General features: G+C 45.4%; 23 protein-coding genes, 1 pseudogene and 1 riboswitch. Of the genes and pseudogenes, 3 read left to right on the forward strand and 21 right to left on the reverse strand.

The features are described from left to right. Positions 1-20 precede the first annotated feature (20 nt). Positions 21-125, reverse strand: a riboswitch (glycine riboswitch). 168 nt (positions 126-293) lie between these two features. The 10 genes from PAV_RS19965 to PAV_RS36940 form a co-directional block, all read right to left on the reverse strand. Further along, positions 294-1,766 (reverse strand): pyridoxal phosphate-dependent decarboxylase family protein, encoded by a 1,473-nt coding sequence (locus PAV_RS19965; RefSeq protein WP_005549317.1) that lies wholly within the window; start codon positions 1,764-1,766, stop codon positions 294-296. Between the two features lie 179 nt (positions 1,767-1,945). Continuing rightward, a complete protein-coding gene (locus tag PAV_RS19970; RefSeq protein WP_005549319.1) occupies positions 1,946-2,923 on the reverse strand; it encodes an aldo/keto reductase in 978 nt (325 codons plus the stop codon). Between the two features lie 188 nt (positions 2,924-3,111). After that, entirely contained in the window at positions 3,112-6,537 is a 3,426-nt protein-coding gene (locus PAV_RS19975; RefSeq protein WP_005549321.1) for a BMQ_0737 family morphogenetic spore coat protein, read from the reverse strand. A gap of 115 nt (positions 6,538-6,652) precedes the next feature. Further along, the gene (locus PAV_RS19980; protein ID WP_005549323.1) at positions 6,653-7,507 is read right to left on the reverse strand and encodes a GNAT family N-acetyltransferase; all 855 of its coding nucleotides are present in this window, start codon (positions 7,505-7,507) and stop codon (positions 6,653-6,655) included. 80 nt (positions 7,508-7,587) lie between these two features. Continuing rightward, positions 7,588-8,085 carry a DinB family protein gene (locus tag PAV_RS19985; protein ID WP_005549326.1) on the reverse strand — a complete coding sequence of 166 codons (498 nt, stop codon included), beginning with the start codon at positions 8,083-8,085 and terminating at the stop codon, positions 7,588-7,590. A gap of 15 nt (positions 8,086-8,100) precedes the next feature. Next, entirely contained in the window at positions 8,101-8,625 is a 525-nt protein-coding gene (locus PAV_RS19990; protein ID WP_313903339.1) for a HugZ family pyridoxamine 5'-phosphate oxidase, read from the reverse strand. Further along, positions 8,603-9,415, reverse strand: a complete 813-nt coding sequence (locus tag PAV_RS19995) for an ABC transporter ATP-binding protein (protein ID WP_005549329.1) — start codon at positions 9,413-9,415, stop codon at positions 8,603-8,605. The genes PAV_RS19990 and PAV_RS19995 overlap by 23 nt, the downstream gene beginning before the upstream one ends. Before the next feature lie 3 nt (positions 9,416-9,418). Further along, the gene (locus PAV_RS20000) at positions 9,419-10,414 is read right to left on the reverse strand and encodes a FecCD family ABC transporter permease (protein WP_005549330.1); all 996 of its coding nucleotides are present in this window, start codon (positions 10,412-10,414) and stop codon (positions 9,419-9,421) included. Positions 10,415-10,520: 106 nt separating this feature from the next. Then, on the reverse strand, positions 10,521-10,988 hold the full coding sequence (locus PAV_RS20005) for an ABC transporter substrate-binding protein (RefSeq protein ID WP_005549332.1): 468 nt from the start codon (positions 10,986-10,988) through the stop codon (positions 10,521-10,523). Beyond that, positions 10,985-11,413: an ABC transporter substrate-binding protein gene (locus PAV_RS36940; RefSeq protein ID WP_005549333.1), complete on the reverse strand. Its 429-nt coding sequence runs from the start codon at positions 11,411-11,413 to the stop codon at positions 10,985-10,987. Before PAV_RS36940 ends, PAV_RS20005 begins: the two co-directional genes overlap by 4 nt. Positions 11,414-11,673: 260 nt before the next feature. On the opposite strand from PAV_RS36940, the gene PAV_RS20010 reads away from it, so the two are divergent. After that, complete coding sequence (locus PAV_RS20010) at positions 11,674-12,183, forward strand: C40 family peptidase (RefSeq protein WP_005549336.1); 510 nt, start codon at positions 11,674-11,676, stop codon at positions 12,181-12,183. A gap of 263 nt (positions 12,184-12,446) precedes the next feature. After that, positions 12,447-13,333 (forward strand): annotated as a pseudogene (locus PAV_RS20015) (fructose bisphosphate aldolase). A 114-nt stretch (positions 13,334-13,447) separates the two neighbouring features. Here the strand turns inward: PAV_RS20015 and PAV_RS20020 are convergent. Beyond that, on the reverse strand, positions 13,448-14,305 hold the full coding sequence (locus PAV_RS20020) for a LysR family transcriptional regulator (RefSeq protein ID WP_005549338.1): 858 nt from the start codon (positions 14,303-14,305) through the stop codon (positions 13,448-13,450). A 121-nt stretch (positions 14,306-14,426) separates the two neighbouring features. Between PAV_RS20020 and PAV_RS20025 the strand changes: the two genes are divergently transcribed. Then, the gene (locus tag PAV_RS20025) at positions 14,427-15,584 is read left to right on the forward strand and encodes an MFS transporter (RefSeq protein WP_005549340.1); all 1,158 of its coding nucleotides are present in this window, start codon (positions 14,427-14,429) and stop codon (positions 15,582-15,584) included. 56 nt (positions 15,585-15,640) lie between these two features. On the opposite strand, the gene PAV_RS20030 is transcribed toward PAV_RS20025, so the two are convergent. The 10 genes from PAV_RS20030 to PAV_RS20070 form a co-directional block, all read right to left on the reverse strand. Then, positions 15,641-16,819, reverse strand: a complete 1,179-nt coding sequence (locus tag PAV_RS20030) for an acyltransferase (protein ID WP_005549343.1) — start codon at positions 16,817-16,819, stop codon at positions 15,641-15,643. Positions 16,820-17,237: 418 nt separating this feature from the next. After that, positions 17,238-18,365 carry an extracellular solute-binding protein gene (locus PAV_RS20035; protein WP_420798670.1) on the reverse strand — a complete coding sequence of 376 codons (1,128 nt, stop codon included), beginning with the start codon at positions 18,363-18,365 and terminating at the stop codon, positions 17,238-17,240. After that, positions 18,353-18,661, reverse strand: a complete 309-nt coding sequence (locus PAV_RS36385; protein WP_238555872.1) for a hypothetical protein — start codon at positions 18,659-18,661, stop codon at positions 18,353-18,355. Before PAV_RS36385 ends, PAV_RS20035 begins: the two co-directional genes overlap by 13 nt. A 169-nt stretch (positions 18,662-18,830) precedes the next feature. Then, positions 18,831-20,174 (reverse strand): ABC transporter substrate-binding protein, encoded by a 1,344-nt coding sequence (locus PAV_RS20040; RefSeq protein ID WP_005549348.1) that lies wholly within the window; start codon positions 20,172-20,174, stop codon positions 18,831-18,833. Beyond that, complete coding sequence (locus PAV_RS20045) at positions 20,167-20,574, reverse strand: hypothetical protein (protein ID WP_005549350.1); 408 nt, start codon at positions 20,572-20,574, stop codon at positions 20,167-20,169. The genes PAV_RS20040 and PAV_RS20045 overlap by 8 nt, the downstream gene beginning before the upstream one ends. Positions 20,575-20,801: 227 nt before the next feature. Next, a complete protein-coding gene (locus PAV_RS20050; protein WP_157267105.1) occupies positions 20,802-22,241 on the reverse strand; it encodes an ABC transporter substrate-binding protein in 1,440 nt (479 codons plus the stop codon). 75 nt (positions 22,242-22,316) lie between these two features. Continuing rightward, positions 22,317-23,669 (reverse strand): ABC transporter substrate-binding protein, encoded by a 1,353-nt coding sequence (locus tag PAV_RS20055; protein ID WP_005549352.1) that lies wholly within the window; start codon positions 23,667-23,669, stop codon positions 22,317-22,319. A gap of 86 nt (positions 23,670-23,755) precedes the next feature. Then, a complete protein-coding gene (locus PAV_RS20060) occupies positions 23,756-25,063 on the reverse strand; it encodes an ABC transporter substrate-binding protein (protein WP_005549353.1) in 1,308 nt (435 codons plus the stop codon). Positions 25,064-25,229: 166 nt separating this feature from the next. Further along, positions 25,230-25,667 (reverse strand): type 2 periplasmic-binding domain-containing protein, encoded by a 438-nt coding sequence (locus PAV_RS20065; RefSeq protein WP_005549354.1) that lies wholly within the window; start codon positions 25,665-25,667, stop codon positions 25,230-25,232. After that, on the reverse strand, positions 25,654-26,505 hold the full coding sequence (locus PAV_RS20070; protein ID WP_005549355.1) for an ABC transporter substrate-binding protein: 852 nt from the start codon (positions 26,503-26,505) through the stop codon (positions 25,654-25,656). The genes PAV_RS20065 and PAV_RS20070 overlap by 14 nt, the downstream gene beginning before the upstream one ends.

A 26,505-nucleotide genomic window follows, 5' to 3' on the forward strand; every position in this document is an offset into this window, starting at 1 on the left:
AAAACTTATGTTTCCTATGCATCTGCATCCCTGTCCTTTTACCTGAGAGTTTTAACGATTCGATCAATGCGATTCGTCTTGCCCCTTCGGTGCCCCAATGATGGAGTCTCTCCAGAGTCCTGTCCATTTACGGTCCTGCTTATACATACTCGCAATTGCTGCTCGGTATGCCAAGCGCCTGAGAGCTTACCCCTTCGGCTAGACGTGTTGTCTATCTCCCGCAAACTTCATCCAGTTATAAAGTTGTAGGTTACATTATAGTTGACCTCATCGAATTAAGCAATATGAACTGCTTAGTAAATCATCCCATTATAGGATGGAATTTTCGTCATATACTCCTGCCGAGCCTCGTTCAGTAGGTGAATCAATTCTTTCATATGCTGTTCGGTCGTATCAAAATTGGTAATACAAGCACGAAGCGCCGGGGTATCCTGTATGGTGAAAATCGAGATCCATGCCTTGCCTGTAGCAAGTACCTTCTCATGTATGAATCGCACGAAATCCATATCATGATTTGCTAATGCTGCCTGATCATTAAAACAAACAACTGGCATTATCGTATCATTCATAATCGACCATCCCGATCGTTCAAGCTCCTGCCGCAAAAAATTGCCGCTCTCAATCTGTCGTTGTACGAGTAACCGGTACCCTTCCCATCCCGCCGTTGCAAGCGACATATATAGCTTCAGCCCGATAAATCTGCGTGACCACTGAATGGAATGGGTGTATGGATCAAACGTCTCCAATTCGGTGCCTTCCTTGGGCATATAGTCCGCTGTCATTCGGAAGGTCTGCTGCAATATATGGGGATGACGGGTGAAGTACATACCTGCTCCCATTGGTACAGACAGCCATTTATGTGCATCGAATGTAATGGAATCTGCCCTATTAATTCCTTGCAGCCAATTGGCCAATTCTGGCGCCAATATCATAGCACCGCCATACGCTGCATCAACATGCAGCCATATCATTTCCTGTTCAGCCAGCTCCGCAATATGCGCAATCGGGTCAATGGCCCCTGCACCTGTCGTTCCAGCCGTAGCCACAATCAAAAAAGGGGCAAAGCCAGCTTCGCGGTCTTGCCGTATTTGAAGGGCTAGCGCTTCCGCATCCATCTGCAAAGATGCATTCGATCGTATACTTCGGATAGAATCCGTACCCAATCCGCAGGCACGAGCCGCTTTTACTAAGGAATGATGGCTCTCACTTGAAGCATACATTACAGGGGGCTTATCCAGGCTTGCAAGCCCTTTCGTTGTATATTCCGGGAAATGATCGCTGAGAGCTGTAAGTACGGCTGTCAAATTAGCTTCTGCTCCTCCCGTCGTAAATGTTCCATTTGACGTTTCTCGCGGGTAGCCGAATCGCACAGCGAACTCTCGCAATACATAGTTCTCAATTTCAACTGCCAGAGGAGCATGACTCCAAACAGCCAGCTGCGGATTAAAGGCTGCCGTTATCGTATCTGCCACGATTCCCATAAAGTTCGGACGCGGATTATACAAGCCATAATATCCCGGGTGTGCCGTATGTACCTGATATCTCCGCAACCCTTCTACAATGTAATGTACAGCTTCCTTCGGTGTAACTGGGTTGTGGAAATCGATTTGCTCCGCATACTGTACAATTTCTGTTGGGTTTAACTCGGGAGATACGTTTACCTCATCCGTATGTTCAAGATAATGACAGATTTGATCGATCGCATATTTCCCTAACTCCATCTGTTCTTCTGTTGACAGATCAAGTGTTGGATGTAAATGTACCATAAATCAAAGCTAACCCCCTTCATATCTGAACCGCCTTGTCGGCGCCGTTTCTTTCGTGTTCAAGATTACAAATAATGCGCCTCATTGAAAAGGTACAGTTTTCCATATTGTGATGGGGTCAGTCCCATTGATATAAAAAACTCGTCTCTAGAAAATAGAGACGAGTTCCTGAGCCCGAATTATTCAGGCAATCGATAAGCCGCAAACGGTTCACCGAATCGGAATGGACGACTTATCTGATCCAACCGATCCAATTGCTCCATCTTCAATTCAACATCAACACTGTTTATGTTGTCATGCAGCTGCTCCACCTTCGTCGCTCCTACAATAACGGTCGAGACGCAAGGCTGATGCATGAGCCAAGCTAGTGAAAGTGCACTTGGGGTACATCCTGCACCAGCTGCCAATTCATTCACCTGCTCACTTAACGCGAAACGTTCTTTATTGAAAAATCGGTGGAAGTTTGGATCAGTATCTGCTCTTGATCCTATTGGCCTTTGCTCTTCAATACGATATTTCCCGGTCAGAATTCCCCCTGCAAGCGGATAATACGGAATAATCCCTATTCCTTGATCTTTGCAAAGTGGAACCATCTCCTGCTCTGGGGTTCGATCGGCCAATGAATAGCACGTCTGCATGGACACATAACGATTGAGGCCTAGCCGTTCACTAATGCCTATAGCCTTCATAAGCTCCCAAGCCGCATAATTCGATGCTCCAATATATCGAACCTTGCCGGAACGAACCATATCATCAAGCGTTCTAAGCGTTTCTTCCAGCGGAGTATGCGGATCGAAAGTATGTATTTGATACAAGTCGATATAATCGGTGTTCAGTCGCTTTAAGCTGCTGTCTAATTCCTGCTGCAAGTGAAAACGCGATGAACCCCTCTCATTTGGCCCCTCCCCCCGAATTAACCCGGCCTTCGTTGTTAGCACAATATTATGCCTGACTCCTGAGAGCGCCTCTCCAATAATACGTTCAGATTCAGTACCCGCATAAATATTAGCTGTATCAATAAAGTTAATGCCATAATCTAATGCCTGATGAATGATGCGAGTCGAAGCCTGCTTGTCTGCACGCTTGCCGAATGCATTAGTTCCTAATCCAAGCACAGATACCTTCAATCCACTCTTGCCGAGACGACGATACTGCATGACGATCAACTCCTCATTTTATAATCTGCAGCAATAATTATATCACAAGCGCTGCGTATGATTTGAACTTATCATATGAACTTAGATGAGAAGCAAAATCAGAATCCTGCTCCGGATTCAATCCTGTTGAACAAAAGAAAAACTCATGCGAGCATGAGTTTTCTGCAAAATGTAAGTCCATTATTCTTTTACACAAACGGAAATACTTCTGGGCATTGTTTTGGAAAGCTGATGCTGCATACCTCTGGTATCGGTATTAATGCTCTAGGTTGACAAAATGTAGCTTCAACCATCATCGGTATTATAAATTTCACTACAAGTTCCAAACACCAATCCAATTGCAGCTCAATCGTTAAGCTGTCAGTGAGTCGAGCATCACAATGGATATCGAATATTTGAGAAGCAATGTTGGATTCATCTAATGGGAGTGGTAAGCAGAGTGATACTTTCTCGTTATTCTTGACTAATAGTGTAAACGTACATGTTTCTCCTGTTCCGCTATCCGTTAATGTAATAGTTACTTCTGCAGAGCACGTGGTCAATACAATAGCTGCTTGCGATCCGATAATGGGCAGCGGCAGCCGCTTTACAACCGTGACGCTGCATTCTCCCGAAACTGGCACTACATTGCAGCTCACAAGCACTTGCCTACCGCCAGCAATTGCTTGTTCTACGAAAGCTCTGCAGTCTTCCGGAATAGACTCTTCAACGACAAAATCACTCCGATTGACCACCCAATCGAACAGTTTACTGACAGAAATACACTCTAAAGTACGAACAACGAGCGTCGTAACCGTAGCTGTAACAGGAGGCGTATTATCTGCCTGTGCAGTAGCGCTGTTGGTAACCGTCCCTTCTAACAAAGGAATGACCGTAATGACAATCGTCTGTTCTTGCTGCCCTTCTAATGTACCCAAGAAACAAGTGACGGTCTGCCCAGATACAGAACAGGTACCTCCTTCAGATTGAACACTGACAAATTCGACCGTAGGGGGAATGACATCATTTACGATTACATTCGTTAGAGGAAGCTCCCCTAAATTCGCGACACTGATTGTATATTGCAGCGGACTGCCGAGAAGTGCTGGGTTGCTTGAAGCTTGCTTCGAAATTGCGAGCGGCTGTAATACCGTAACATCTGCAGTTGCTGTTTCAGAGTCTTCGACATTATCTGCGGTCACCACTGCTGTGTTCGTTAATGTTCCTGTTGCAGATACAATGGCTTCAATCGTCAGATTTGCGCATGACCCAGGGGAAAGGGCGCCGAACGATGCTGTTATCGTTTGCCCCGCCTGCACGAATGTGCCTTCAGATACCTGAATGACAGTGACTTCAGCGCCTGTAGGCAATGTGTCCACTACAACCACATTTGTTGCCACTGTCTCTCCCATGTTGCACACCGTCACTTGAAATGTGACTTCATTGCCAAGCGTTACTAGATCCGGTTTGGCAAGTTTCTCAATGGTTAAAAAGGCAGGAGGAAGCGCATTGACGGTTGTATCAATCGTGGATGATACTGGAGGCGTCTGATCAGATGTCGCTGTAGCTGTGTTCGTTACGATGCCCGGAGCTGTAGGAATAACCGTAATCGTGATGATTTCAGACTGACCTGGAGCAAGGGCGCCAATTAATGCAGTTACCGTGCCAGCCACTTCAGCTACGGTTCCTTGCGTAGTTTCGGCAGATACGAAGACGAGACCGGCTGGCAGCATATCTTCAACTTCCACTCCGGTTAATAAATCTGTTGTTTCATTAGACACGACAATCGTGTACACAAGCTCCTCACCGACAGTTGCGGGATCCGGTCCAGCGAACTTTGATATCACTAACTCAAGTATCGGTTGTTCGATAACTTGCGTTTCTGTTGTATCGGATTCCGGCTCAGTCTGATCGGAAAAAGTCGTTGCCGTATTCAAGACCGTGCCTGTAACCGTTGGGATTACGACGATAGTAATGCGCACAGTCTCTCCTGGGGCTAGTGAACCAATGTCATTCGTAATTGTCGTGCCGTCGAACGAAATCGTACCTTGATCCGATTCAGCAGATACAAAGGTGGTTCCCGCCGGCAGCGGATCATTCATAATTACGTTGGTTGCTGTGCTCCCCCCGATATTGGAGACAACTATAATATAGACGAGCTCTGAATTTACGGCGACGATTGGAGGAGAGTCAAATTTCTCAATTTCTAGAATTGGAGGCGGAAGCGGATTTACATTGTTGCTTGCGGATGAGGAAATCATTCCTGTGTCATTTGCTTGGGCCGAAGCTATATTGGTAATGAATCCAGCCGCTGTTGCCAGCACGGTAATATTGACGGTTACATTCTGACCAACAGGGATCGTCCCGATATCTACGGTAACCGTGCCAGCGGCAAACGATGCCGTACCTTGTGTGGTTTGCACGGATTGAAACATTACGCCCGCCGGCAGCGGGTCAGTAAGTACGGTGTTCTCAAGCGGGGAATCTCCATCGTTGCTGACGACAATGGTGTATACGATCTCTTCTCCAACAGTTACTGTATCCGGGATGGAGTTCTTCTCCACCAGCAAGGTTGGCGGGATATTATCAATTTGAATCGCCACCAGATTGATGGCATATCCGTCGCGATTCGTTCCGAATTGAAGGATCGCAGAAGTTTGCCCATTCATAAGGCCTGGAACAATGTCAACGTTGGCAATATCCCAGCCTTGGCGATTACCTTCAATGATATTCGACCCTGGCTGACCAGGTGTCGGATTGCGATCGCCGAATGTAGCAGTCGGGTTAATATTCCCGTTATCATCATAAATTAGGGATTGGAAAAAGTTATTCGTAAATCCTGCGGGCTGCGGAAGCGTTGTAAGGTTAGCCAGAGTGGGTCCGAATCGTAAGAAGTCACCGGCAACTGAAGCCTCTCCTTCTTGCGCGCTAACGAACAATCGCCCACTAATAGGCCCAACTGAAGGGGTTTGGAAGTTCCCAATCATTTCATTCTCTGGCGGAAATCCCACTTGAATCGGCGAATTTGCGACATATAAAGTCATACTGCGGTAAGGTAATGAAGGATTCACGTATACGACCCCGAGTGTCCACCCGGCAAAGCTAGTTCCTCTCGGGTCCGGATCCAGTGTTCCAACGATTCTGCCAGCCCCGTATGTGCCCGCACCGCCTCCCGCAACAAGCGCAGTTACGTTCGCTGATCGCACATAGGCCATATCTCCCTCAGAATTAATCGCATAATTGAAGAATGTCCCTGGCTCGATATTGAACATGCCTGTTGGTGTGCTGAATCTGACGGGGTCATTCAAGCGGGCTGATAAGTCTTCCCCGCCAGCGGTGTTGATTAAATAGGATCCGCCCCATACGAGTTCAGCGTACACAACCGTACTTCCTGAAGGGAGAACGAGCGAATTTGTTGAAAAATTCAGCATATAATTATTTGTCGTTCCCCCGCCAGTTGATGGACTGGACGGAACCGTGCCGCACACCGAGTTCGGATCATTGATAATAAAGGAGCCGATTGCATCAGTCGTACCCGGTGTACAAATACCAGAGCCGCGACTTATTCCAAGTGAGTTCCCGGTGAACGTAATTGCACCTCTCGTTATCGTACTAAAACGCAATAATAATGTCATTGCCTACATCTCCTCTCTTGATCATATCATCATCATATTCTGTACAGGTGCCTTTAGTTCATTGACCTTATTTAGGCTTATCTACTCCTGCTCTATGAGAAAGTCATTTATCCTATCATTCACAGAAGCAATACATTTCAAATTGCTCAAGCTGATTTTTCTCGAAGCGCTGACTTCGCAAAAAACCTTCCAACTGATGATTGTTAGGGAATGATATCGATAATCGTTCAGGCTGTTTCTCCTCTACAAGCTTTGCCAGCATACTTGTCGCAATTCCTTGGTGTCGATAACCGGCATCTACATATAGAAAACTAACCTTGCCAGAATCGCTCATACATACCGTTCCAATGATCATATCGTCCAGATAAGCGACAGCATAGGTATTATTTTCTGACCGCTTCATATAGTCCAAATCATTCTGCCAATTGATATGCTCGATGCGCAAGTTTTGTACGTAGTGTTCGAAGCTGTCAAATGCAATTGGTTTAATTACAAGCCCCTCAACCTTTCGTTCTGTCAAACGCAACGGTTGGTGCAGCGTATAGTAACGAAGGTCATATACTTTGCGGTAACCAAGCTTCTTATAAAATTGAATTGCCCTGTTGTTTCCGACAATAACCTCAAGGAATAATTGTTTACACTCGCATGCAAGCGCGTTCGCTTTATGCAGCTCGAACAATTTTGAGCTGACCCCAGTACCGCGATAATCAGGATGTACTGCAAGTGTACCGCACCGCATCGTCAGCACACCCTCATACCGTTTCAATCCGCCCAAAATTAACCCTATTGGCTTGTCCTCATCCATCGCAATATAGGAATATTCCAATTGGTTCCCCTCAGCGCCAAAGAAGCGTGATATGAACAAATCCTGCGAATGATCCATTTTCACGATGTAGTCAGAAAAACCAACTGTAAACGCTCTGTAAGCCAGAGAAATATCGACTTCTGAGCAATTGTGGTACGTTATCATTTACCATCATCCTCCAGATCAATTCTCTCGGGTGCTATCATACTCCACACAAAGAAAAGAAATCAACCGTAAGGCTGATTTCAATGTAAGGTAGTGGATACGGTTTTTGGCTTTCTTGCCGGAACTGAGTTCGGATTCGTATGCTTGAGAAGCAGCGCAATTTGTCCCGCATGCAGGCTCGTATGATATAGCAGCCGTCCAACCGCTTGCAGCGGTGTGATCGTACCCATAGGAGACTTCACGGGAACATGCCACGATTGTTCAGGCAGAGCACGCATTGCATGGCCAATATGCTCTTGCGATTCGCGGATTAACTGGAGCATTTCGAAAATGCTAGTATACGAGTTCGGGTCTCCCGCTGGGCCCCGACTTGTTCGAATTTCCATATTCATTGGCAATTCTTGACCAAAGTACCATTCCGCAAACAAATATTCCACTTCTGCATTGTGTCTGATCATGTAGCCAATCGTAGCATTGCCCACTCCGTAGCTTAATTCATCATCCGTTAATTCCTTCACCATATGATAGAATCGTTCCTGAATCGTCTCCCATATGACGGATACAGTATCATAAGTCATCGTCCTGGCCTCCTCTTATGTTGGGCTGATCTGATCAGCCTGTTGATGCCCGTCTCTAGCAACATGATCAAATCGCAAAGCTTCCAAATCAATATCATAGGCTTGACCAAAGCCTGCAACGTATCGTCCCTCTGTAGGCATCAGCTCAAATAATGAAAAATCAAGTCCCCTAAGCATTTGAATCATGCTTGCTCCAAATGATGTTTCGAATTGTGTGAAAATCGCATCTTCTGCTACACTCTCCAACTTCGAAGCCAAGCATGCAAACCGGGCACGCTGTCTCGCAAACATATTGTTGGTCTTAGATTCATCCTCAATCATCATAATATCGACACGAGGATTTGCCTCAAGATAACGATAATGCTGAGCAATTTTGCTTATGTAAATATACAGCTTGCCTTTCATTCTCACATAAGGAGCATATGAGACAAACGGACTTCCATCTTCTGCAATCGTACTGAGCGTTACGGATTGCACACTATCAATGAACTCCATATATCGACGCTTCATCTTTTCATTATCCTGCTGCTTCATTGACATTCCTCGCTTCCTTATTCCATTTATTCAACACATGTATTCGAGGATGTTCTCCATCTGGAGAATCCTGAATATCTGTATCTACTCCATATACACTTCTTATTAGTTCGGAAGTGAATACGGTTCGTGGTGTCCCGCACATACGAATCCCGCCTTCTTTTATCACACACACCCGATCACTATATGCACTGGCATGGTTCAAATCATGCAGCACCATGATGACCGTAAGCTTCAGCTCACGATTCAACGTGCGAACCAATTCCAGTACCTCTAGTTGGTGAGCAATATCAAGATAGGTTGTAGGCTCATCGAGCAAAAGCACCTTGGGACGCTGGGCCAAGGCCATTGCCAACCAGGCACGCTGCGCCTCTCCACCGGACAATGTCACTAATCTTCGTTCACGAAATAGAGTCATGCCTGTGAGCTCCATAGCCCAATGAATAATCTCCTTATCCTCCACATTGATTCGTTCATACCATTTCTTGTGCGGCATTCGCCCATACCCTACCAATTCCTCTACAGTCATATCCGCCGGACTCATATTCGATTGGCACAGCAAGCACATGATACGCGACAGTTGTTTTGAGTTGAATTGCTGTAATTCCTGATTTGCAATACAAATTCGGCCGCTCTCACAAGGAATAAGCCTCGTTATGGCCTTCAGTACGGTAGATTTGCCGGAACCGTTGGGGCCGATAATCGTGAGAACCTCCCCCTCGTTTACATCTAGTGTAAAATCACGAATGATCTTCTTTTCCCCATACCTAATGTTTAAAGACGACACTTGCAGCATCAGTCAGGCATCCCCTTTCCGCATCAAATATAAGAAGTACGGACCGCCAACCATGGCCATAACAATACCCGCAGGAATCTCTATCGGGCTGAAGATTGTCCGTCCAATGGTATCTGCCACGAGCAGCACCATCGAACCGAGAAACAGGCTAAGCGGAAGACGATAGCGATAGTCAGATCCGATAAGAATTCTAGCAATGTGCGGTACGAGAAGCCCAACGAAACCGACAAGCCCAACCGTGGACACTGATATCGCAGCCAAGTATATGGCAACAAAAGATAGGATGATCCGAATATGAGTCAAATTCAGTCCTAAATTATGCGCTACCTGTTCACCCAATCGCAAGATGTTCGCATGTCGTATGCAAAGCAGTGCTGCTGCCCATCCGACTATGGAGTATGGCAAAATGACGAGCACATCCGCCATTCCGGTGCTCGATAGGCTGCCGTTCAGCCATTGCAAGGCAGATGGAAGACGATCACTGTACATCATAGACAGCAGGCCAATCATTCCCCCGAAGACAGCATTTACAGCAACCCCTGACAAAATGATCCGTACCGGAGTTAATCCAAAATGCTTTTTCCAAGCTAGCCCATACACCATTAACGCCGCGATACTGCCCCCAATGATAGCGGCAACTGGAACCATCGAATAATAGCCTGGCATCGCCAGCATGATGAACAATACTGTAACAGCCGCACCGCTTGATACTCCAGTCAACCCTGGATCCGCAAGTGGATTGAGGACTACCGCCTGCATTAATGCACCTGAAGCTGCCAAATTAGCCCCTATAAATAAAGCCATCAGTACTCTTGGTATTCGAATGTCCCACAATATCGTATTGGAAACGTCATTTCCGGCTCCAAATACGGCATCTATTGTCTCCTTAGGACTGAACTGTACGCTTCCAATTCCGATGGACAGTAATGTCAGAATGGCAAGCAATATAACAGCTAAGAGGAGAAGAATGGATTTATAACTTGATGTTTTCTTCTTCACGCAGCTGAAACCCCTTATTTATCAAATAAAATGTGCGCCATGTCCTTATATGCTGCTGGAGCCTTCACAATAGACGCAATACCATACAGTTGAGGATCCAGAGCCTTCATTTTTCCGTTTTAAAGGCGTTCATTTTCTCCCATGCTCCATTCTTCTTCACATCATCCTCGAACTTCTTGGCAATTGCATCCGGATCACCGTGTGCAACCAATAAAATAACGTCAGGATTGGCCGCAATTACACTTTCCATATTGATTGGTACATAGTCTTCTGCTTTCTTCATGAATTCAGACAGCACATTCGTCGCACCCAAATTGCGAGCAATGCTGCCAGCAAATGTATTGTCATTCATGAGCATTAATGATTCAGCAGAACCGAATAGTATCATGACTTTCGGTGCAGGCTTGCCCTTCACCGAAGCAAGTATCGCTTGTTCCTCACGGTGAATCTTCTCCAAATAGGCTTCTGCCTTATTCTCGTGTCCAAACACACGTCCAAGTACGGTTGTGCTTAGCTTCAATTGCTCTAAGGAATCCGCAGGCAAATAGGCAGTCGGAATTGATGCTGGCTTCAACTTTTTTCTATGCTGTCCTTAATCGACATTGGTCCTACGATAATATCCGGTTGCAGTTTAGCGATTTGCTCCAAATCAGGCTGGTGAGAGGAACCGATGCGCGGAACATGTTCGAATGCTTCTGGGAGCTTGCTGCTAGATTTAGGGACTCCTGCTGGAACAACACCAATTTCATGCAAGATTTCGGTAATAGACACGGATAAAGTCACAATCTTCTCTGGCTTCTTCGTGCCGAATTGCTGCATTAGCTTCCCTACTTCTCCATGATCCCCTTTTTCCTCAGCTAGGCTATTCGTATCTTGTGAACTTGCGGGAGATTCGGCCGCTGGGTTCGGACTTGATGCGGGAGATGCCCCGTTCGAGTTGCCGCAAGCAGCAAGCACAATGACCATTAGGGCAATGACCCCGTACTGTATAGCTTTCATTGATTATGTATACCTCCTTGATAACTCAATATATGAGAATGATTATCACATTTATGATAACGATTCTCATTATAAAGATATTGATTCTCATTATCAACTTCATTTTTAATCTTATTCTCATCTGTTTATCATAAAGCTCTGTTTTTCCTGTTGTAATGCTGGTTTGCAGATTTCGCAGAAGATTATGGGTGGAATTTGGTGTGCTATGCTAGTCCCAGTCATTCGGCTAATACTATTTTCTCATCCATAAGGAGGATACTATGAACAAATTAATGACAACAAGAATTGGAAAAACATTGCTGAGTATCGGGATTTGCTCAACGGTCGCCTTATCGGGGAGCATTCTGAGCGACGCTACCGTTATGAAGGCAGAAGCCGCATACTCTACTTCAGTAGCGAATAAAGTAATCCAAACAGGGAAAAAATATATAGGCACTCCTTATGTATTTGGTGCAAAGACTGGAAGAACAACTGCGTTTGATTGCTCTTCCTTTACCCAATATATTTTCAAGAAAAACGGTATAAAACTGCCTCGTTCTTCAAGACAACAATCCAAGGTTGGCATAAAGGTTTCTAAAACTAAATTGCTTCCTGGCGACCTTATTTTCTCGGATACAAATCGTGACGGTGTCATAAATCACGTATCTGTATATATGGGCAACAACAAAGTCATCCACACCTATAAAAAGGGTGTAGGTGTAACGATCTCGAACTTCAAAGGCAGCGCTTGGGACAAAACTTTTGTTACGGCTAGACGTGTTATTCGATAAGAACATTCTTTAAAGCAATATGCCGCCAGCTCTGATCTGACACCGTGCGTCATACAACAATTTGTTGTACAATAAAGGAAACTCTACCTGACGTACGGGACAAGCCTAACCCAACAGCCTATATTCAGCTTGGCTGCATATGTGTGACCGTCCTAGGCTAATGTGAACGCGTCAAGTTCTGTTTCTATTGTAGCCTCAACAGATGGATGGAAACATCTACTCCGTTGAGAGCTCCATCCCACTTACAGGAAGGAGAATCTTCAATGAACAAAGAACAACTGGAACGAATTCATACGGGAAAGGGTTTTATTGCAGCATTAGATCAGAGCGGCGGAAGCACGCCAAAGGCATTACTGCAGTATGGCATTACAGAGGATCGTTACTCCAATGACGAAGAAATGTTCGAGCTCGTTCACGAGATGAGAACACGGATCATTACGAGCTCGGCATTTGATTCGAAGTATATTTTGGGGACATCTTATTCGAGAATACGATGGATCGGACGATCGAAGGTCAATTTACCGCAGACTACTTGTGGGAAAAGAAAGGCATCGTTCCTTTCTTGAAGGTCGATAAAGGTTTGGCTGATCTTGAACAGGGCGTTCAATTAATGAAGCCTATGCCTGAGCTTGACGACCTATTAAAGCGAGCAGTTGACAAACATATTTTCGGGACAAAGATGCGCTCGGTCATTAAAGAAGCGAACGAAGTAGGAATACGTAAAGTCGTCGAGCAGCAGTTCGAAGTCGGCAAACAAATCTGGTCGATGGGTCTTGTACCTATAATTGAACCAGAAGTCGATATCTATAGCCCTGATAAACAGCAATCCGAGCAAATCTTGAAGAATGAGCTTCTTAAGCAATTGGCGGCGCTTGATCAAGACGTAAAAGTAATGCTCAAGCTGTCCATCCCTACAGCAGATGATTTCTATCGTGAATTGATTGAAGATCCGCATGTTCTCCGCGTTGTGGCATTGTCAGGCGGATACGATCAAGGAGAAGCAAATGAAAGATTGGCTCGCAACCATGGTTTAATTGCCAGTTTCTCACGCGCCTTGTCCGTTGGATTGACTGCGCAGCAGACATCGGAGCAATTCGATGAGACATTGTCCCGCTCCATCCAATCGATTTACGAAGCTTCCATCAGTTAATCGATATGCACGGCAGCGATTTAGTAATGGCCAGCCTTTACAAAAATGAATCAGAACTCCCGCGGATTCTGGAATTCGCGGGAGTTTTTGCATGCCTGTATATATGTTCTTTGATTAGCATTCTAGTTGATTACTGACAAGGAAAGCTTCTATCGTGGGGCTGCCTATACGATAGGCAAGACAAATAGGTCGACTGGTATCCTGTAAGAGCGGTTTATGGAGCATTTGCTCGTAAGACTGGAACAGCAGCTTCGGCCCGATCGTAACTCCTATTCCTTGCGATGCCATATTGATAATCGTGTCACAATGCAATACTTCCATTAGCACATTAGGCGTCACATTATGATCGGTCAAGCACGCAAGCACTTGCCGTTGATAGGAAGCCCTTGGCATGATGAAATCGATACCCTCTAATTGCTTTATATCGAGCACTTCCAACTGTGCGAATGGATGATTGTGAGGCATACCAACTACCAGTTCATCCTCATGAATGAGAATTTTGTGCAGGTGACCTTTCTCTTCCGTATTCATTACAAACCCGATATCCACCGTTCCATTTGTAAGCCATGTAAGAATTTCATCATAGGTACCTTCAAAAAGGACGACCTTGACACAGGGATGATTTGTTTTAAGTTGTGCGATCATAGGCGGAAGTAATTGAGATGCAGCACTTGTAAAGGCGCCAATCTTTAATGTCCCCTCTAGTTGATGATTCTCCACTGATATTTCCTCACGGATAATTGCTTCGCTGCGCAGGATCTGCATCATGTGCGGAATGAGACGATCTGCCAGTACAGTCGTGCTTATCTTCGCTTGCTTGCTTCGATTCAGAAGCGCATAACCGATCTCCTTCTCCAAACTTGCAATTGCATGGCTGACAGCAGATTGTGTCATATTGAGCTGTTCAGCAGCCTTCGTAAAATTCCCCTGCTCTACTACCTTCATGAATACTTCATAGCGTGCTATCGTCATGAAATGTCCTCATACCTTCCATGCAAAACATTAATTTCACTAATATAAGTATACTCGTTACAATAGGCATTGAACAGCTCATTGCATCAAAAATGTAGATCATATAAAGGTTGGTGCTGAAATGAAAAAAATAACATTACTATTATTCGGCATGTTTGCCTTAGGCGTCGATGCCTATGTCATGGCTGGAATATTGCCGCTTATTGCGGCAGATTTCGGCGTATCGATTGGAACAGCAGGGCAATCGGTAAGCGCGTTTACGTTGTGTTATGCAATCGCGGCTCCCCTATTCGCCGCCATGATGAGCCGAAAGAACACAAAGCATATTCTAATCGCTGCACTATCGATGTTCACCCTTGCTAATATGATGACTGCAGTTACGCAGAATTTCGCCATTTTCCTCCTATCTAGAGGAATTGCAGGAATCGGAGCCGGGCTCTATTCGCCATTAGCATCCTCTGCGGCAGTTCACCTCGCTTCCGAGCAGCATCGCGGCAGAGCTCTAAGTTTGATCTTATTTGGCATGAGTGCCGGTACGGTAATCGGTGTGCCGCTTGGGATTTATATTTCTTCCCTGCATAACTGGAGATTGACAATGTGGTCAATTGTATGTGTTGGTCTTATTGGCATCATTGCAATCGCAAGCCGGTTTCCAGAAATACGGAGCAACAGCTTGCCGACATTGAGCGATAGATTGTCGATGTTCAAAAATAAACAGATTACGCTTGTAATGCTCGTTACGGCAATTTTAAGTTTTTGCAGTCTAGGGCTGTATACATATTTGGATCAGATCATCTCTGCATTCGAATATGAGCATTCGATTTGGTTCATTTGGTTGTGGGGGCTTGGCGGGATCGCCGGCAGCTTCTTCATCGGGTCGATCATGGATCGATATAAGCGTCCGAGAACAATTATGCTTGTTCTTATCATGCTGTTAATGCTGTCGATGATGTTCATGGATATGGTTCATCCATATGCGGCTGGTCTCGGTTTCTTGCTCATGCTGTGGGGAGCTTCGGGGTGGGCCTCCATTGCAACCCAGCAAAAAACACTGGTTGAAATCAGCCCTCGACACGCGACAATTTCTATCGCCTTGCTTAGTTCGATTAACTATTTAGCAGGATCTATCGGTACAATGTCCTTCGGTGCCTTGCTTGAGCGGAATGAAAATCCTGCCAATCTCCCCTATTTTACAGGTGCGGTTCTTGTTGGAGGTTTATTCCTTCAATGCTTTTTCATGTACAAAACAGGCGCCCGTGAAGCTAGCGTTCAATCATAATCCACCATTAAAATTAAGAAGGAAGACCTTCGCGATGAAGACCTTCCTCTTTTCATTTATTCCGATATGCTTGGTGCATTCGCCTCTTGGTGCGGCTTGCCTGCAATACGACTTCCGCTTTCCTTGCCATGAACCGGTACAGCGCCAAATGCCACCCACGACCACGGAGTTGCACGCGATATGATATATACGATGAACCAAGTGCCGAATAACGCGAATATCCAGCCACCTGCAATATACAGTGCATACTCGATTGTATTTCCTTTTACACCTATCTTTCGATAAATAGCGAGCAGCAAAGGATGCAGCAAATAGATACCGAAAGAACAAACTCCCAACGAGGTCGTCCAGGAAGATATTTTTCTCCCACAGCAGTAATATAGTACATATGAGATTTGAATAAGAATAATGCACGACAGTATCGAATGTACATACCAGACGAGCTCATACCACAACGTGTTGACGAATATCTTGCTCACATTCGCGCGGTAAAAGATGTATGCATGATAAATTCCGAGCATGATCCACGCACCCCATAAAACAATCCAGCCCAACAATTGCTTATATCCATTAGTGAAGCGAACGAGCCAATTACGGAGCGATTCGTATTGCAAGGCAATCCATGCCCCTAATATGAAGTAAGACAAATATGAGATTGCCAGATTTCCTCTTGGAATTTGCCAACCGTATTTATTGCCGATAATAAATCCCCATTGCAGCAATGCTGCGGCCAAGAACAGAATTGGGACGGCCTGGCGCATCTTTTGGATTATGGCTAACAAAAGTGGAAACAGTACATAGAACTGCACGATAATAATAATATAATACAGATGCGTATATGCCCTTCCACTCAGTAGATCTCTCACAAAATCATAAGCAACCGACCACGATAAATGGAATAGCACACCATTACGATAAAGCTGCAAGACAAAGTATAATACAGAAAAAACAAGGTATGGCACTAAAATGTAAAGTAATCGTTTCCGGTAAAATTGGCGGATGACACCGCCGCTTAACGGTTTGTCCATATAATTATAAAACAATACGAAACCACTTAAGAAAATAAATACGGGTACTGCAAACTTACTAAAGATATTCACTACTAAATAAAGTGGATATGAACGAGTGCCTATCGTTAATGCTACCGCTTCCGATGTCGCATGTATCGCCAGAACCGCCATGATTGCAAGTGCCCGATAAGCATCGAGCTCTTGTATTCTTTCCTTCAATGTCACGCATTTCAACTCCTCAATGAGTATGATTACAATGCGAAAAGTGCTTTTCACCGTCTATGACGATGCGAATTCCGAAAATGTGACATTAAAATTAAAAAATTGTGAATTTTTCCGATTCAGAACATGCTAAAATAGCATACAAGTAGATAGGTATGATGTAGAAGAGAGGTATGATGTGGATCTAGTGGCGATTTGTATGTAGTGTTTGGAACAATCTCTCTATTATATTTCCATAAAATATATTACATAACCTTTTTCTTCCTTGCAATTACAACTTTCTGGCTGTATTCAATTTGAGTCGTCGGCAATATGGAAGTACCAGCAAAAAAGCACAATACTAGTGTAAACAAAAAAAGATCGAGTGCGGGAACTTTCGTTCCTTCACTCGATCTTTTAGCTTGATCTCTTTTTCATTCATTTATTGATCTTGCTTGGCTTTTTCCCGTGACCGATCCAACATTTCTTGCCCCTTGAGTTGAAGCTCAGCAACTGCCTCATCCAGCGTTTTCTCTTGGTCAATCAAGGATTTCAGCACATCCGACAGTAAAACATCAAATTCGGAATGAAAACCCGCCGGAATACTCTTTTTATCAGACACTCCACTGGCTTGCATTGGCTTTAACAGATAGAACGCATCCGTTTCCCGCCCTCTAAAATCCTTGAAATAGTCTGACCGCGTGGGGAGCGTATCGTTCATAGCCTTCCCTGCAACCTGCGCCATTTCCGGCCCGTTCACGAACTTGACGAATTCCCAAGCCGCCCGCTTGTTCGGAGAATCCGCAGATATGGCATAGATCTCCGATAATTTCACGTAAGCTGATTCATCGGGCTTAGCAGGATTAACAGGCGCGGCCGCGATGCCCCAGTCGATCTCCGGTGTCTTCGAATAGTAGGGAATATCCCGCAAAAAGGAAGCAAACCACGGTGCTTGAATCGTCATTGCAGCTTGACCTATGTAGAACAACTCGTTCGATCGGCTGTATTGTTTCAAGTAGTCTCTATGTTTCTCAAAGTCGCTATCGTCGTATCCATCAAGCTGTTCGCCCTCCTTCATCGGGGGAGGCGCATAGGCTGCATGATTGCGGACGGCATCTGCCGTCATCTTCATCGCTTCCTTCCAACCATCCGAATCGATCAACAGCTTGCTTGATTTCTCGTCAACAAGCTTTAGTCCCGATGCAGCGGCGATATCATACATCAAACTTGCTGGCCCTTTCGTTTGATACAAGCCAAACACTTGCTTCTTTCCTGATTCGACGCTCGCAAATCTCTCTGCCAGATCAAGAAGCTCCTTCCACGTCATTTTCCCGTTAGGCGGCTCGATTTGATACTTCTTGAACAAATTGCGATTATAATAGATGACATTTGTCTCAAAGGATGGAGTAAGCCCGTACAACTTTCCGTTCCCTTTTGCCCGCAGCCTATCGATAAGTCCAGGCATGAATCCGTCCAGCTTGTATTGATCCTGGCTAATGGCCGGCTCTATGTCATACAACCTCCCTTCTTGAGCGAAGGTCTCAAACATGCTTTCATTCAAAAACAGCACGTCCGGCTTATACTTATCAAGGAGCTTCTTTTTTCTTCATTCCAATCGAATGATTCCTCTTTGTCGGCACCGCCGAACATCTCCTCCTGACTAATAACCTCGACGTCAATATCAGGGCTCATCATTTTGAAGAAGTTCCCATAATCCTGATAGAATGCATCTTCACTTTTATAGACGACCCTGATCTTCCCCTTACCATCTTTAAGTGGCGCTAGTTCTGACCGCTCTCCGAAACAGCCGCTTATAAGTGATATCATTGTCAGCAGTACTATACAAATCTTCCACTTTTTTAGCACGTATTTCACACTCTCCCTAGTCTATGTTATAAACAATATCACTCAATCTATTAGATGTTCTTATTGCCCCATAGTGCTCTCGCTTCCCTCAGGATTTGAGAGATCGAACGGCTCACCGGGCTTGACATTTACGAGCGTCATGCATGACGTGCCCCTTAACCATCTTGAGTTATGAACTGCCTGTTGGCTTCTTTTTCGACTTTTCACGCAGCTGCACCAGTGCGTCCTGCGCTTTAATTTCCAATGCGGCAGCCGCTTCGTCCACAGATTTCTTATTATCAATGACGGCCTGAAGTTCTTCCATCAGCGTTTTATTAAACACTCGATAGAATTCAAATCTGGAAACATTCCCCCACATGTTATTGCCTTCCTTGGCCTTCAGCATATAGAACGCTTCCATGCTCTTCCCCTTAAATTCCTTCAAGTAACCAGTTCGTGTTGGCAATTTGCCATCCATTGTACGCGAACGGGCATGCGCCATCTCCGGTCCGCTCGCAAACTTGACGAATTCCCAGGCCGCCCGCTTATTCTGTGAGTTGGCTGAAACCGCGAAGAGCTCGTCAAAATACACGCCTGTTGATTCCTCCCCAGGTTCAATTGGGACAGTGACAATCTCCCAATCAACAGGCTCCTGATATTTATAGCCCCATGAAGTCGGAGGCCCAGATATTGTCATTGCAGCCACGCCATCGTAAAAGTCATTTTGTGAGGAGTACAATTGACTCTCAGGACGGAAATAAACCGCATTGTTGCGTACGGCATCCGTCGCCAACCTCATTGCTTGTTTCCAGCCATCCGAATTGAAGAATACCTTCTCTCCTGTCGGATCGATCAGCTTTAAGCCGGCGGTATCGGCGATGTCATACATCAGTTCACCAATATTGCCATAGCTATGGTAAAAGCCATGCACCGGACGGCCTCCATTCTTGACGGTAGAGAATCTGGCAGCCAAATTGAATACCTCTTGCCAAGTCATCTTGTTCGTAGGCGGATCGATCTGATTCTCCGCGAACAATTTCGTGTTATAATACAGTGCCTTCATTCTCACATATGGAGCCAGCCCATATAGCTTGCCGTCACCTAAACTTTTGATCGTATCGATGAGCCCCGGCATGTAGCCCTCGATATCATAACCGTCCTGCCTTATCACTTCATCTAGACCATAGAGCCTGCCGTCAGTTGCGAATTGCTTGAACGTAGTGTCGTTCAGCATGTATACATCCGCCTCCGAATTCTCGAGCAGTTTCTTAACTTCCGCTTCCCAAGCTTCCGCGCTAATCATCTTCCCGAGATTTTTGAGCACTTGAACCTGTGGGATGACTTCGACTTCAATCTGCGGGTACTTCATATTAAAGTACTTTCCGTAATCGCGGTAGAATGCATCCTCATCCTGGTAGAGCACTTTGATTTTACTTGGCTGCAAAGGCTCCAGCACTTCCTTCTTGCCGAAGCAGCCGCTTATCAGAGAAATGACCGTCAGCATCAGTATTGCTATTTTCCATCTATTATGCATATCTTTCTAGCTCTCCTTCTTTGTTTAAGCGCAGTTCACAATGAACCCTGATTTTTTCTATTGTAAAATTCAAATCCTTTAACATCCGGCTGTCCAGCATATATACATCTGCGTTCGCTTCTTCGAGCAGCTTCTTTACTTCCGCCTCGTATTCATCCGCGCGAATCATCTTTCCGAGATTTTTGAGCACCTGAACCTGCGGAATGACTTCAACCTCAATCTGCGGATATTTCATATGGAAGTACTTTCCGTAATCGCGGTAAAATGCGTCCTCATCTTGATAGACCAGCTTGATCTTGCTTGGCTTAATCGGTTCCAGCACTTCCTTCTTCCCAATACAGCCGCCGATGAGAGACATGACCAATAAAAGTAGAACTGCTATTCTCCAATTTTTGCGCATGCTTCTTCTCCATCTCTGTTCTTTTTCCCCGGGGTTGAAACACTTCTCACATTTACTCTCTTAGAAGCTCTCCTAATATATAACAATCCTCGCGATGTGAAATGTGACACATTGTAAAATTAAATGAAACAGAGACCGTCAACTGATCGACGAACCATATACTTGACGTAAGTCAGTTGCAAGTCATTCGGGTATCAATCGTAAGAGGTGAGCAATAAAAAAATCCGTTAAAGTTTGGGCTTCAACGGATTTTTCCACCTATGTCGGACTATTTTATTTGTTATTTTTCCGTTCAATCGCGTCTTCTGTTGCAGTTCATGCGCAACCCGAAGCGCTTCTTGCCCCTTCATTTGCAGCTCATTTACCGCCTCTTCTACAGACTTTTCATTGTCCAAAATGGCTTGCAGCGCTTCATTCAGCAATGCCTGGAAAGAACTGATATATTCTTCAGGGACGTTCTTGTTGCCCCACAATACATCCATCGAAGAAAACTCTTTCAGCTTCAACGCATAAAAAGCTTCTGTGCTTCTGCCGTCCAGCTCTTTGAAATATTCCGGCCGGGAAGGAATAGAAGGAATCATGCCGACATTCGTCCGAGATGTCACCTTCGCCATATCCTCACCGTTTACAAATTTAATGAATTCCCATGCGGCATCTTTATTCTGGGAATTTGCAGCGATCGCATAAATGTCGCGAAAGTACACATCTCCCGTTTCGTTGGGCGTTAAAGGATCGACCGGAGTCGTCACGACATCCCAATTGATTTTCGCACCTTTCTTGTCTCTTAGAACCCTCAAATCCCATGGATTGCCAAGCTTCATCGCAGCCTGTCCTGTGAAGAAAAGCCCTTTTTCCGGTTCAACAGGTTGAGGGCCTTTTTGGGTCGGAGTATACAGCGCCTTACTCCGCGCCGCATCCGTCGCCTGCCGAATGGCCTCCTTCCAGTCAGCCGAGTCGATTAACAGCTTCTCTCCCTTAGCATCGAACAGCCTTAAGGCGGTTGAAGTAGCAATTCTATACATCAGGCTGTCTGCTCCGCCAATATCCTGGTCTATCGCATATAAATGTTTATCTTTACTGCCTGCATTCGTTACTCTTGCAGCCAGTTCAAAAAATTCCTTCCAGCTCATTTGATTTCGAGGAGGCTCGATATTATGCTCCTTGAATATATCTCGATTGTAGTATAATACAGAGGTATCAATGCTGGGCGTCAACCCGTACAGCGTCCCCTTGCCCAACACTTTGAGCCTGTCGATAAGTCCTGGCATGAAACCTTCAATATCAAAGCGATCCTGCTTAATGGCCCCGTCGATCGCATACAGCTTCCCGCCTTGGGCAAATTCTTTATACTTTTCCTCATCCAACAACAATACGTCCGGCTGATACTTATCCAGCAGTTTTTGCGACTCCTTCCCAAAATCGAAATCGGGCTGGTTGAACTTGGAATACAGCTCCGATTTACTGACAACTTCGACGTCAATTTCGGGGTGCTTCAATTTGAACAATTGCCCATAATCTCGATAAAATGCCTCTTCATCCTGGTAGACGACTTTAATTGTCCCTTTAACCTTCTTGACGGACTCCGATTCCGAGTCGTTCCCGAAACAGCCGCTTACCAAGGACATGATGAGAAGGAGCATTATCCCCATTTTCCAGATTTTTTGCACTCGCAATTCTCTTCTCTCCCCTGTGAAATTTATGCATTTGGCTCCGCATGCACAGAACCAGATTATAAGATTACCTTACGATTTCTTCGCTGCCGCTTCACGCGCTTTTATTAATGCTTGCTGCCCCTTCATATCCAGCTCCATGAGCGCTTCTTCTATCGTCTTCTGTTTATCTATGATCGCTTGCAATGCCTCTGACAACAGCGGGTCAAATAAGTCGTAAAATCCGTGAGGAATGTTCTTGTCTTCCAGCAGCCCTCTGCCTTCTTTCGGCTTTAGGAGATAGAACGGTTCCGTGCTTCTGCCATCCAGCTCCTTAAAATAGCCCGTGCGCGTCGGCATCTTCCCGTTATTCCCCAGTGCGGCAATCTGAGCCATGTCCGTTCCATTTACGAATTGAATAAATTCCCATGCCGCTCGCTTATTTTCTGAATCTGCGGATATCGCATAAATTTCCGATAAGTGTACATAGGCTGATTCATTCGGGCTGGCCGGATCGACCGGAGTTGTGACGATGCCCCAATCAATCTTCGGCGTTTTTTCATACATCGGAACTTCTTTCAAACGAACAGTGAACCAGGACTCTTGAAATGTCATCGCGGCTTTTTCTTGGTGAAAAGGCTCGTAAAAACGATCCATGCGCTCATTGTTTGCGTCTTGCTCTGGTATGTACACGGACTTATTGCGGATTGCATCCGCAGTCATCGTTACAGCTTCCTTCCAGCCCTCGGATTGAATCAGCAGTTTCTGTCCTTTATTGTCAACCAGACGGAGCCCAGAGGCAGCCGCAATATCATACAACAGCTTTTCGGGTTTCTCCGTCTGATACAGTCCATATGCCCCTGCGTTCGCGAATCTGCCCGCTAAGTCCAACAATTCTTTCCAGCTCATTTTATCTCTCGGCGGTTCGATATTATATTCTTTGAACAACCCACGATTGTAATACAACACAGGAGTCTCGAAATAGGGTGCCAATCCGTACAGCTTCCCGTTCCCCTTCTCTTTCAGTCTGTCGATAAGTCCCGGCATGAAGCCGGCAATATCATATTTATCCTGGTTAATGACCATATCGAGATCATATAGCCTCCCGTCTTGGGCAAAGGCTTCGAACATGCTCTCGTTCAGCAGCAATACATCGGGCTTATACTTTTCTATTACTCTCTTCTTTTCCTCGTTCAAGTCAAAGGGGGAATTCTTAGCTTGTTCAAACAATTCATCCTGGGCGATGACTTCAACTTCAATATCCGGATATTTCATCAGAAATAAGTTCCCATAATCTCGATTGAATGATTCCTCATCCTTATACACGATCCTGAGCTTCCCTTTGCCGTCTTTCAACGGCGCCATCTCTGAATTTCCACCAAAGCAACCGCCCAATAGTGACGTGATTGTCAGCAATAGGAGTCCAACTTTCCATTTTTTATACATATTTCTCTCGCTTTCACCTTTTTATTGTCGTTTTTGGGACGACACATATGTTGTATGCTGCCTCATAGCTTCCTATCAACGATACCTTATTTTCTGGTTTCATTGCGTGCTTGCATCAGCACCTTTTGTCCAACTTTCTCCAACACGGCGGCTGCTTCATCAATCGTTTTTTGATTCTCTATCACGGCCTGCATTTCTGCTCGCAGCGGCTCTACGTACATGCGAAAAAAGGGCTCCGGAACATGAGCGTTCCCCCATTTTTTCGCTGTTTCCCTCACTTTCAGCATATAGAAGGCCTCAAGACTTTTGCCGTCATATTCTTTCAAATATCCTGTCCGCGACGGCAACGTCCCGTTGTATGTTTTGGAAAGGGCTTTTGCCATTTCAGCTCCGTTCACGAGCTTGACCAACTCCCAAGCCGCCCGCTTATTGGGAGAATCGGCTGATATGGCGAAGATTTCACGCGAATTTATATTCACGGACTCATCATTGCGAAGCACGGGCATGGTTACGATGCCCCAATTCATATGAATTCCGTTTTGCTTGAGCGACAGCATGAGACCTGGCGAATCGAACGTCATTGCCGCTTCTTTGTTCATAAAATGTTTTTTGCTGCCATTAGAATGTAAAATAATCGACCCGCTGCGGATTCCATCCGTGACGAGCTTCATAACGCTTTTCCAGCCGTCCGTATTGATAAGCACTTGTTCTGCCTTCTCGTCGAATAGCTGTAAGCCAGAGTCGAAGCCGATATTCAGTACCTCGCGTCCGGGATCGGAATAGGTTTCCTCCAAGCCGTACACGTGCCCGCCACTGCCTTGACCCGTAAATCTGCCTGCCAAATCCATTAGCTCCTGCCAAGACATTTTATTTTTCGGCGGTTCAATCTGATATTCCTTGAACAGATCCTCATTGTAGTACAGGGCATGTACGATGACGCGCGGCACAAGGCCGTACAGATCCCCTTTGCCTAACGCCTTGAGCTTGTCGATAAGTCCAGGCATGAACCCATCCACATCAAAGTTATCTTGATGAATGGCTGTCTCCAAGTTATACAGCTTGCCCTCCTCAACGAAGGCTTTGAACATCTCCTCATCTAACAGCAATACATCAGGATTGTATGTATTCAGGAACTTCCTAGTTGCTTCCTTATAATCATTGACATGATTGAATTCGGTAATGAGCTTCGACTTGCTGATCACTTCCACGTCAATTTGCGGAAATTGTAATTTGAAGTATTTCCCGTAATCCTCAAAGAATGATTCCTCATCGAGATAGACGACCTTGATTGTTCCTGCTTGAAGTGGCTCGAGTTCTTCTTTTTGTTCGCCGCAACTGCTCAGCAAGGATAAGATCGTCAGCATGAAAATCCCCGTTCTCCATACCCTTTTCATAGATATCCTCCTACTCTCCTTCTCACCTAATTTACGCAACAGCCCGATGCTTACCGATACGGGTACTCATGTGTTTACTTAGCAGTTGAATCACTCGAACGCGCTTTGTCCCGTAATTGGCGTAATGCAGCTTGCCCCTTCTCCTTTAATTCGGCAGCGGCTTGGTCTACTGTTTCTTCCCGTCAATGACCGCTTGCAGTTCTTCCGACAAGATTGGTTCGAAAACGAGAAAGAAATCACGAGGTACATTCCGGTTGTCCCATATGCCGTCTTTCCTCTGCGGCTTCAATTGATAGAACGGCTCTGTTACTGTTGAATCAAAATCATTCAGATTGCCCATGCGCGTCGGCGCATAGTCATACATAAAGCGTTGGGAATGTGTCGCCATTGTTTTCTTGCCATTGATGAATTTCACGAATTCCATCGCGGCCTGCTTGTTATCGGAATCTGCTGCTACTGCATACACATAGGGCAGCTTCATATTCGCCTCTGCCAACTTCGGATTGCCAGGCGGCGACAGGGCGCCCCATTTTTTGTGTAATTTCCTCTTATCGTCCGGCTGCATCACATCTTTATGAATAAAGGATGGATCACCGATCAACATGGCAGAATCCCCATCTAAAAAAAATCCCATCATGGGTCATGTTGCGCTCTTTCGGATGAACGAGCAGCGCACGGCTTCTCACTGCTTCTGTCATTTTCTTTATGACATGCTTCCATCCGTCTGTATCGATCAGCAGCTTCTCCCCCTTCTCGTCGAACAAGCTCAGTCCGGAAGAAGAACCGATCTGGTACATCATCGCCGGGGCGGCGGAATATGTATGATAAATGCCGTGAAAATCCCGCTTTCCCGAACCGGGATCGGAGATTTGTCCAGCCAGCTCCAGCACCTCATCCCATGTCATATTGCTTCGCGGAGGCGCAACGTGATGCTTCTCGAACAAGTCCTTATTGTAAAATAAGACTTGTCTGTAGAAATAGGGGGCTATTCCATACAGCTCCCCGTCCCCTCTGCTTTTTAATCGCTCGATCAGTCCAGGCATAAACTCGTTTAGATGAAAGCTTTCTTCTTGCAGATCAGCCTCCATGTCATAGAGCTTCCCTTCGCGCGCGGTATCCGAGAACAGGTTCTCATCAACAACAATGACATCCGGCTTGTGCCTGTCTAGAAACTTTTTCTGCCCCTCGTAAAACTCATCGAGTGATTTTCCATCCTTGAACTTGGCAAACTCATTCGTCTGGACAATAAATTCGATTTGATCCAGTGGATAGTTCATCATTTTTATTTTATCGATATCGACGTAGTACGCGTATTCATCCTGATACAGCACCTTGATTTTACTTTCCTGAATGGGCTTATCCTGCTCTTGCATCTTCCCGGCACATCCGCTTATCCATGCGATGATCATAAGCAGCATGATCGCGACTCTCCATTTCCCCAT

This window comes from Paenibacillus alvei DSM 29, assembly GCF_000293805.1.
In the GTDB taxonomy this organism is placed as follows: domain Bacteria; phylum Bacillota; class Bacilli; order Paenibacillales; family Paenibacillaceae; genus Paenibacillus_B; species Paenibacillus_B alvei.